This window comes from Synechococcus sp. W60.3 (assembly GCF_047502615.1).
Lineage (GTDB): Bacteria > Cyanobacteriota > Cyanobacteriia > Thermostichales > Thermostichaceae > Thermostichus.
The window spans coordinates 1-1,695 of record NZ_JANSHJ010000020.1; the positions used below are offsets into that span (position 1 = coordinate 1).

General features: G+C 62.1%; 2 protein-coding genes. Both read left to right on the forward strand.

The features are described 5' to 3' along the window. On the forward strand, positions 1–1,212 hold a 1,212-nt coding region (locus NW846_RS08210; RefSeq protein ID WP_414515731.1), incomplete at its 5' end, for an amidohydrolase. Between the two features lie 2 nt (positions 1,213–1,214). After that, the coding region (locus NW846_RS08215; protein ID WP_414515733.1) for an epoxyqueuosine reductase at positions 1,215–1,695 on the forward strand (481 nt) is incomplete at its 3' end.

Below are 1,695 nucleotides of genomic sequence, written 5' to 3' on the forward strand. Positions count from 1 at the left end.
CGAGGGATCATACCGCCCTATCCGCTGGAGCTGTGGCTGGCACAACTGCACGAGTATGCGACGCCGGATCCGGAAAAAATCTATCTCAGCGCGCTGGGGACGGCGGTGGAAACCCTGCTGACGGGGGGCACCTCGGTGGTGGATCATCTGGCGTTGATCCCAGGCCAAGAGTTGGCCACCATTGAGGCGGCGGTACGGGCCTACCGAGAAGTCGGGATCCGCGCCTTCGTGGGCCCCTTGATCCAGGATCAGGCTCTCTCTCGGGGGTTGCCCAGCAGCTCCTCTTGGGATCGGGAGCCGGAAACCTATCCCCTCTCCACAGCAGAGGTGCTGGCCATTGTGGAAGAGGCGGTGCAGCGCTTTCACCGGCCAGAAGAGGGCATTACCCTCATGGTGGCTCCCACAGGGATCCAACTGTGCTCAGACGAGCTGTTCAAGGGCTGTGCGGAGTTAAGCCAGAAGTATGACCTACCCCGCCACGCCCACCTGTTGGAAACCCGCGCCCAGCAGATGTTGGCCCAGGAAAAGTACGGCTGTAGTGCTGTGGAGCATCTGGAGCGCTTGGGCTACCTAGACCGGAAAACTTCCTTGGCCCACTGCGTCTGGCTCAGCGATGCCGATATTGAAATCCTGGCCCGTACCGGCTCTACGGTTGTTCACAACCCCTTGAGCAACCTGCGCCTAGGCAGCGGCATTGCCCCCATCTTGAAATACCGCCGGGCAGGGGTGAACGTGGCCTTTGGCTGCGATGGATCCGCCAGCAACGATTCCCAGGATCTCCTGGAGGCCATCAAAATCGGCACCATCCTGCACAACATCACCGATCCCGACTACCGCCACTGGATCTCGCCCCGCGAGAGCATCGAGATGGCAGCCCGAGGTGGGGCAATCGGCTTGGGCCTGGGGGATCAGATGGGATCCCTGGAGGTAGGCAAGCAGGCAGATCTGGTGCTTTATGATCTCACCCCGCTGTCGCTGCTACCGCGCACGGATCCCATTGGGCTGCTGGTGTTGGGCCGGCCTACCCAGGCAGTCCACAGCGTCTGGGTGCGAGGAAAACAGGTGGTGGCCGACGGAGCTGTAACGACGGTGGATGTGGCTAATCTGCGACAGGAGTTGTTTGCTTGTAGCTCCTGGGATCCCTCCCGCCGCTCCCAGCAGGTGGCACAGCTGGAGGCCCGCTACCGCCGCGTGATGGGTTTGCCGGCATAGCCATGGCAGGGATCCCTGCGGGTTCAGAGGTCGACTGGGCCAAAGCCACTGCGCAGGTGAAACGACAGGCCCTGGCCCTGGGTTTTGACAAAGTCGGCATTGCCAGCATAGAGGATCCCCCCGACTTGCGGGGTCTGCAAGCTTGGCTGGCCGCAGGCATGGCCGCCGACATGACCTGGATGGCCGATCCCCGGCGAATGGATCCAGAGCGGGTGCTGCCAGGGGTGCAATCTCTGGTCTGTGTGGCCTTGAATTACTACACTCCCATCCGCCACGGCCAGGATCCCGGCAAGGGCAAGATCTCCCGCTACGCTTGGGGTCGAGATTATCACCGCGTGTTGGGACGGCGGCTCAAACAACTCCACCTCTGGATGCAAGCCCAGTTCCCAAATCATACGGGTCGATTCTACGTGGATACCGGCCCGGTTGCGGAAAAGCCCTGGGCCATGCAGGCGGGCTTGGGCTGGATCGGAAAAAACGGCC